The sequence below is a fragment of the Actinoallomurus sp. NPDC052308 genome (assembly GCF_040679195.1).
Classification (GTDB): domain Bacteria; phylum Actinomycetota; class Actinomycetes; order Streptosporangiales; family Streptosporangiaceae; genus Actinoallomurus; species Actinoallomurus liliacearum.
Genome location: NZ_JBFAUM010000039.1, coordinates 35,792 through 42,807, shown reverse-complemented (window position 1 = coordinate 42,807; position 7,016 = coordinate 35,792). Strand labels below are relative to the sequence as shown.

9 protein-coding genes and 2 pseudogenes are annotated in these 7,016 nt (G+C 70.6%); 5 read left to right on the top strand and 6 right to left on the bottom strand.

Annotated elements, in window-relative coordinates; all coding sequences use genetic code 11:
• Positions 1–127: 127 nt before the first annotated feature.
• A complete protein-coding gene (gene rpmF, locus AB0L00_RS42245; protein ID WP_364443381.1) occupies positions 128–310 on the bottom strand; it encodes a 50S ribosomal protein L32 in 183 nt (60 codons plus the stop codon).
• Positions 311–606: 296 nt separating this feature from the next.
• On the opposite strand from rpmF, the gene rpmB reads away from it, so the two are divergent.
• The 5 genes from rpmB (at position 607) to AB0L00_RS42220 (ending at position 3,473) form a co-directional block, all read left to right on the top strand.
• Entirely contained in the window at positions 607–843 is a 237-nt protein-coding gene (rpmB, locus tag AB0L00_RS42240; RefSeq protein ID WP_252783140.1) for a 50S ribosomal protein L28, read from the top strand.
• Positions 843–1,148 carry a 30S ribosomal protein S14 gene (gene rpsN, locus AB0L00_RS42235; protein ID WP_364391008.1) on the top strand — a complete coding sequence of 102 codons (306 nt, stop codon included), beginning with the start codon at positions 843–845 and terminating at the stop codon, positions 1,146–1,148. Before rpmB ends, rpsN begins: the two co-directional genes overlap by 1 nt.
• Positions 1,149–1,173: 25 nt before the next feature.
• The gene (locus AB0L00_RS42230) at positions 1,174–2,298 is read left to right on the top strand and encodes a GTP-binding protein (protein ID WP_364443380.1); all 1,125 of its coding nucleotides are present in this window, start codon (positions 1,174–1,176) and stop codon (positions 2,296–2,298) included.
• Between the two features lie 11 nt (positions 2,299–2,309).
• A complete protein-coding gene (locus AB0L00_RS42225; protein ID WP_364443379.1) occupies positions 2,310–2,561 on the top strand; it encodes a type B 50S ribosomal protein L31 in 252 nt (83 codons plus the stop codon).
• 225 nt (positions 2,562–2,786) lie between these two features.
• A complete protein-coding gene (locus AB0L00_RS42220; RefSeq protein WP_364443378.1) occupies positions 2,787–3,473 on the top strand; it encodes a class I SAM-dependent methyltransferase in 687 nt (228 codons plus the stop codon).
• Positions 3,474–3,501: 28 nt separating this feature from the next.
• On the opposite strand, the gene AB0L00_RS42215 is transcribed toward AB0L00_RS42220, so the two are convergent.
• The 5 genes and pseudogenes from AB0L00_RS42215 to AB0L00_RS42195 all read right to left on the bottom strand — a co-directional run bounded on the left by AB0L00_RS42215 (position 3,502) and on the right by AB0L00_RS42195 (position 6,960).
• A complete protein-coding gene (locus AB0L00_RS42215) occupies positions 3,502–3,780 on the bottom strand; it encodes an ATP-binding protein (protein WP_364443376.1) in 279 nt (92 codons plus the stop codon).
• 37 nt (positions 3,781–3,817) lie between these two features.
• Positions 3,818–4,519: pseudogene (locus tag AB0L00_RS42210) on the bottom strand (ABC transporter ATP-binding protein).
• Positions 4,405–5,640 carry an iron ABC transporter permease gene (locus AB0L00_RS42205; RefSeq protein ID WP_364443375.1) on the bottom strand — a complete coding sequence of 412 codons (1,236 nt, stop codon included), beginning with the start codon at positions 5,638–5,640 and terminating at the stop codon, positions 4,405–4,407. Before AB0L00_RS42205 ends, AB0L00_RS42210 begins: the two are co-directional and overlap by 115 nt.
• Positions 5,633–6,472 (bottom strand): annotated as a pseudogene (locus AB0L00_RS42200) (ABC transporter substrate-binding protein); the annotation flags it as partial. The pseudogene AB0L00_RS42200 and the gene AB0L00_RS42205, both read right to left, overlap by 8 nt.
• Before the next feature lie 293 nt (positions 6,473–6,765).
• Positions 6,766–6,960 (bottom strand): copper chaperone PCu(A)C, encoded by a 195-nt coding sequence (locus AB0L00_RS42195; protein WP_364443413.1) that lies wholly within the window; start codon positions 6,958–6,960, stop codon positions 6,766–6,768.
• Between the last annotated feature and the right edge of the window lie 56 nt (positions 6,961–7,016).

Genomic DNA, 7,016 nt, shown 5'->3' with positions numbered 1-7,016 from the left:
CCTCCAACACCCCCCCCTCTCACAATCAAACAACAAACTACCACTCCACCTCTCCCCCACCCCCCTGCGGGGCCGCCGCCCCCCCCCCCCGCCCCCCCCCGCCCCATGACACGTCCTCAGACGCCGATCACCGGCGCGCGTCGTCCTCGGGCGTGAGGACGCCGGTGGCGTAGGCGCGTACGAGCCGGCGGGGGACGAGATGACGTCGCCCGTCGACGACGATGGGGACCAGGTCGGGTCGCCGGGCCTTCCATTGGGAACGCCGGGAGCGGGTGTTCGCCCGGGAGGTACGCCGTTTAGGCACGGCCATGAGCGTTTCCTTTCACGAGGATGAGGGGCGTCAGGAGAGGCGGCATGCGGCGGGCCGGCCGCCGAGCCGGGGATCGAGCCGGCCGACGTCCAGATCACCGCCGTCAGCCATCGCGTGACGGTCTTGGCGTCGCCGCGGGTGAGAATCGGCCCGACCATGATCGCCGGGGTGCGTGCAGCGCCAGGGACGATGACCAACTTATCGACAATGATTTTCATTGTCTACTGCACCGGATTGGTCGAAAACGAAAATCGTTTCCAGTAAGCTCGGCGGCGCCCCCTACCGGAAGGAGCGCGATGTCTCGCCGCTGTCAGGTCACCGGGCGTGAGCCCACATTCGGGAACAAGGTCTCCCACTCGCACCGGCGCACGCGTCGCCGTTTCGATCCCAACATCCAGACGAAGCGGTACTGGCTGCCCAGTGAGCGGCGGTACGTCCGGCTCACGGTGAGTGCCAAGGGCATCAAGACGATCGACAAGCGCGGCATCGAGGCCGTCGTCGCCGAGATCCGGGCGCGGGGAGAGAAGGTCTGATGGCCAAGAAGAGCAAGATCGTCAAGAACGAGCGTCGCCGGGCCGTGGTCGCCCGGTACGCCGACCGGCGCGCCGAACTGAAACGGATCATCAAGTCGCCGGACACCGACGCCGCGACCAGGGCGGAGGCGGTGCGCGAGCTGAGCCGTCAGCCCCGGGACGCCAGCGCGACCCGGCTGCGCAACCGTGACGTGATCGACGGGCGGCCTCGCGGTCACCTGCGGGCGTTCGGGCTGTCGCGCATCCGGTTCCGGGAGATGGCCCACCGCGGCGAGTTGCCCGGCGTCCGCAAGTCCAGCTGGTAGGCCACGTAACGGAAAGGAGGCGCGGGTGCGCGAACCGCTGCGTGTCACCATCATCACCGGAACGTCCGCCGCGCTGTCGGATCTGCTGTGTGTCCGGATGCGTGCGCTCGGCGTCCCCGTCGCCCGCTACCGGCACGAGGACGGCACCCTGCTGCGCAGCCATGACGGCGAACGGACGTCGGTTCCGGTGGACCACTGCGCGAGCTGCGCGCTCCGCGCCGACCTGCCGGACTTCCTCGTCGGTCTGCCCGGTGGCCGGCTGATGCTCGTGCTTCCCGAGACGGCCGATCCCCTGGACGTCGCGATCGCGTCCGAGGGAGCGGGTGCCACGGTGGAGACCGTCGCGATGATCGTCGACCTGGGGTCGGTCGCGGACGCGTTGGCCGGCGCCGAGACGCTCGCCGAGCGCGGCCTGGCCGCCGGCGTGACCGACCACCGTACGCTCGCCGGGTTGCTGGCGCGCCAGGCCGAGACGGCGAATGTGTTCCTGACCTGGACCGGGTCGGACGCGGATCCGGACCAGGTCGGGCTCGGCCGGGCGCTGCTGACCCACCTGTCCCCAGGGGCGGGCTTCACGGACATCGACGCCGCCGCCGACCGCATCGGCGTGGACGCGGGAAAGGCGTTCGAGCTGCAAGCCGTCCTGGAGCGCACGCAGCCCGGTGGCGCGCTCCCCGGCTGCCCGGCGGCGTTCGGCCGAGTGAGCACGCTGATCTGGCGCAGCCGCCGCCCCTTCCACCCCGAACGGCTGTACGCCGCCCTCGATCGGGTGATGAACACCGGCGTACGGCGCGCCCGCGGCCACCTGTGGCTCGCCAGCCGCCCGCTGACCCTGCTGTCGTGGCAGATCGCCGGGGCGACGCTGTCGATCGAGCCGGCCGGGCGATGGCTGCATGCCGCCGGCCCCGACGAGTGGCAGCGCGTCTCCCCCATCCGCCGTACCGCGGCGTGCCTGGACTGGCATCCCGAGCACGGGGACCGCCGCAGCGAGATCCGCTTCACGGGAACCGACCTGCTCGACCGGGAGCTGTGCTCGGTGCTGGACGAAGCAGTGTTGACCGGGCCCGAAATGGCCTTCGGCGAGCGGGCCTGGGCCCGGCTGGCCGACCCCTTCACCCCGTGGCTCGGGCCCACCGCCCGCGCCTGCTGATCAGGAGTGTCATGAAACCGGGTATCCACCCCGACTACCGGCCCGTCGTCTTCCGCGACCGCTCGGCCGGCTTCGCCTTCCTCACCCGCTCGACCGCCACCAGTGACACCGCCATCGAGTGGACCGACGGGAACACCTATCCGGTCATCGACGTGGACGTCTCCTCGGCGAGCCACCCCTTCTACACCGGCCGCAGCCGCGTCCTGGACACCGCCGGCCGCGTCGAGCAGTTCCGGCGCCGCTACGGAACAGGCCACGCGTGAGCCCCCGCGCCCCTTCCCGGCCCGGCGGCCGGGCCGCCAAGACGACAGGAGAACGCCGACGTCCTTCCCCCGCCTGAAGGCGGGGGAACCAACCGGCCCCTATAGCTCTATCTCCCGATCTGGAGCGATGTTCCTTGCGGCGCGAAAACACACCTTGGAGGCACGATTTTGCCGTTCCAGCAACTTGGTTTGCTAGTAGCAGGCCGGTCCGGTGACCATGGCTCCATGACCGATAGCGCTGCGAGGACACCGCGGTGGACGATGCCCGTCCCGGCTCCGACCGATACCGCAGAGACCTACTGGGAAGGGTTCTACCGAGGCTGGCAGCCACCTGCCGACTGGGTCGCCCGGGCCAACCCCCTGTTCGCCCGGGAGGCCGCCGCACTGCCGGCCGGAACGGCGCTCGATCTCGGGTGCGGGACGGGCGGGGACGCGATCTGGCTCGCGGAACGGGGGTGGCGGGTCACCGCGGTCGACGTGTCGGCGACGGTGCTGCGCGGGGCGGCCGCCGCCGCGGCCGAGGCCGGCATGGCCGACCAGATCGAATGGCAGCAGCACGATCTGTCCCGGTCGTTCCCCGGGGGAGTCTTCGACCTGGTGTCGGCGCAGTTCCTGCACTCGCCGGTGGCCGGGGCGGGCGAGTGGGAGGCGATCCTCGCCTCGGCGGCCGCCGCCGTCGGACCGGGCGGAACGCTGCTGGTCATCGGCCACGCCGGGTGGCCGTCGTGGTTCGAAGAGCCGCCGATGGACTTCCGGTTGCCGGCGAACTCCGACGTCCTCGACGTGGTGGCGGCCGGTCCCGGAGAATGGGCGGTGGACACCGACGAGGTGCTCACCCGCGAGCTGACCGGTCCAGAGGGGGAGGCCGGGACCCGCGACGACACCATCCTGCGAGTTCACCGCCTCGCGTGAAGCGGGGTCCGCTACCGGCACGCGACCCTCAGTCCGCACTCTTGGGACCCAGCGCGGCCCAGATGACCTTGCCGGTGCCGTCCTTGCCCGGCCGGCACCCCCAGGCGTTCGAGCAGGCGTCGACGATGAACAGGCCACGGCCGGATTCCGCGTCCGGAAGGACCCTCCGCGGATCCTGCTCGTTTGCGATGAGGCGGCCATCCGAAGGCCGATCGGCGCAACGAAGGCGTTCACGCAGCAGCTCAGGTGCGTTGAGCCGGCCGTGGTGTCCGATGGCGGGGGCGCGGGCGGACGACGCGTAGCTCACGAGGACGCCCCGGCGGCGGGGCCGCCGGGCGGGGCGCTCAGGTCGGCAGTGAGGCGACGGAGATGTGCGGACGGCCGGTGATGGGGTGCGGGCCGACGTGGGCGCGGACACCGAAGACGGCCGCGATGAGCTCGGGAGTGGGGACCTCCAGCGGCGGCCCGCTGCCGGTTACGCGGCCGTCGTGGAGCACCACGACGCTGTCGCTGTAGGCGGCGGCGTGGTCCAGGTCGTGCAGGGCGGCGAGCAGTGTGAGGCCGAGGTTCCGTACGAGGTCGAGCAAGTCCAGTTGGGCGCGGACGTCGAGATGGTTGGTGGGTTCGTCCAGGACCAGGAGGGGTGCCTGCTGGGCCAGGGCCCGGGCCAGGAGAACGCGCTGGCGTTCACCGCCGGACAGAGTCGAGAACAGCCGGCCGGCCTGCCGATCCATCCCGACCCGTTCGAGAGCGGTCTCGACGAGTGCGCGGTCGGTGTCGTTCTCCCGGTCCAGGAGCCCTTTGTGAGGTGTCCGGCCCATGGTGACGACTTCGGTCACGGACAGCTCCGCGTCGACGTCGCCGTGCTGGGTGAGGACCGCCCGTCAGCGGGCGGCCCGGCGGGCCGGCATCTTTCACAGGTCCTCACCATTCAGGCAGATGGCTCCGGCCGTGGGGCGGAGTGCCCGGTAGACGGTGCGCAGCAACGTCGACTTACCGCTGCCGTTGGGGCCAACGACGGCGACGAACTCGCCGCGGGCGGCCACCAGGTCGATGTCGGACAGGATCGGGCGGGTGTCGATCCGCGCGGACAGTCCTGCGATCTCGAGCCGCACCAGGCGTTCCCTCCCGCTCGGCGCCGCAGCAGCCAGAGGAAGAAGGGGACGCCCAGGGCGGTGGTGAAGATACCGATGGGCAGTTCGTCGGGCCGGTCGACGGTGCGGCTTGCGAGGTCGACCAGGACCAGGAAGACGGCGCCGAGCAGGAGCGCCACGGGAAGCACCCGCCGGTGGTCGCCTCCGACGATGAAGCGGGTCATGTGCGGCACCATCAGCCCGATGAAGGCGATGCCTCCGGCGACGCTGACGACCGTGGCCGTCAGCAGCGATCCGACGATCAGCAGGATGATCCGCAGGGCCTGGACCGGCACGCCCAGACCCGCTGCGGCGTCGTCGCCGGTCGTCAGTGCGTTCAGGTTCCGGGCCTGCAGAAGAAGGTAGGTCACACAGACGCTCATCACGGCGGCGGGTATGCCGAGGTCGTGCCAGGTGCCGCCGGCCAGGCTGCCCATGAGCCAGAACATCAGGCGCTGCAACTCGCTCGGATCGATCTGCAGCTGGACGTAGCTGGTCGCCGCCGAGCACAGGTACCCGACGGCGACCCCGGCCAGCACCAGCCGCGAGTCCAGCAGGCGGCCGGCGCGCTGGGCCAGCAGGTAGACCACCAGCACGCTCAGCAGGGAGGTGGTGAACGCCGCGCCTGCCGTCCCGAGGCCGCCGAGCGCCGTCGTTCCGAGCGCGGCGACCAGTACGGCGCCGAGCGAGGCACCTGATGAGACACCCAGGACGTACGGATCGGCGAGCGGGTTGCGCACCAGGGCCTGCAGGGCGACGCCGGCGACACTGAGCCCGGCGCCGACGACGGCCGCGAGCAGGACTCTCGGTCTGCGGATGTCCCAGACGACCTGCTCCCGCAACGGATCCACCGAGTCCACGCGGCCGGTCAGGTGCGCGCCGATCACCTGCCAGACCGCGCCGACGGGCAATGTCACCGAACCGATCGAGATCGCGACCAGCGACACGACGAGCAGTGCCACGGCCAGCCCGGCGATCAGCACGCCGGTCGCGGGGCCGGAGACCAGATGCGGCCGGGCGGTACGGTCAGCCATCGGCGTGGATGACCTTGGCGAGCTTCTCGACGGCCCAGGCGTTCATCGGCCCGAGGTACGCGCCGTCGGAGATGACGGCGTAGGTGCCGGTCTTGGACGCCTGCCACTGCGGATAGGCCGCGAAGAGCCGCTTGGCCTCTTCGGCGGGCTTCTCGTTGGGCGTGAAGACTCCGACGGCGAGGACGTCGACCTGGGCGGTGGCCAGTTGCTCCTTGCTGAGGGTGCGGGTGGTGTCCTCAGTGCGCCCGGCGAAGGAGTTGGTCCCACCGGTGGCCTTGATGACGTCGTCGTAGATACCACCGGTCATGACCGCGGGCAGGCCGTTGGCGTTCATCATCGACATCCCCGGATAGGCGATCAGCACCTTCCGCGGCGGCTTGCCGGCGACCTTCGACCGGACGGCCCGCACCCGGGCGCGCAGGCCGCCGACCACCCGCGCGGCTTCGGCCTGCACGTCGAAGATCCGCCCGAGCAGGGTCATGAACTGGAAGGACGACTCGATCGACTCATTGCGGAGAGCCTGTTTCTCCGCCGGAGAGGCGTCCGGTTTGCCGCTGGCGCAGTTGACCGGGTTGACGAGTGAGTTGATGCCGACCGCCGCGAGTTGCTCGCGGGTGGCGAAGCCGTTGCGGGCATCGAACCCACCGGACCAGGTGGAGACCACCAGATCGGGCTTGGCGGCCAGAACCTGTTCGGCGGGGACGTCGAGGTTCTTGTTCATCGTCAGGCCGCCGGTGGGCAGCGCCTTGATGGCGGCCACCATCGACGGGTCGTCGGATACCCCGTAGTGCTGGACGTTGGCCAGGATGTTCCTGGTGAGTCCGAGCATGATGAAGCTCTCGACCTCGCCCACGGACGTTCCGTTGAGGATCAGCACCCGGGTCGGTGGCTTGGTGAATGTCACCTTCTGCCCGCAGTTGGTGATGGTCAGCGGATAGGAGGTCTTTCCGGGCAGGCTGTCGCGGGTCGTGGACGCCTCGTCTTCCGGGGGCGAGCTCCCACATCCGGCGGCGGTCACGATGACAGCGGCGGTGAACGCGCACAGCGCCATCGTCTTCGGCTTACGTACGCTCATGATGAGGTGTTCCTTTCGGTGTCCGGCAGGGGGACAGTCGTGCGGCGGGGTCATCCTGCGGTGGGGCCGCCGCCGGGTGGGGCGATGACGGCGGTGACCCGGAGGGTGCCGCTGTGCCGGAAGGTCAGCGTGAACGGCACTCTTCGCCCGACGGGCAGTGGGCGGAGCGGCCGGATCATGACGTTGGTGGTGTAAGGGGTCATGCGCACGTCGGCGTGGGCCGGGACGGTCACGGCGTCGAGCATGGTCATGCGTCCCACGCCTGCCGCCCTGCCGGGTGTCCTCGCCCGGTGCCGCGACG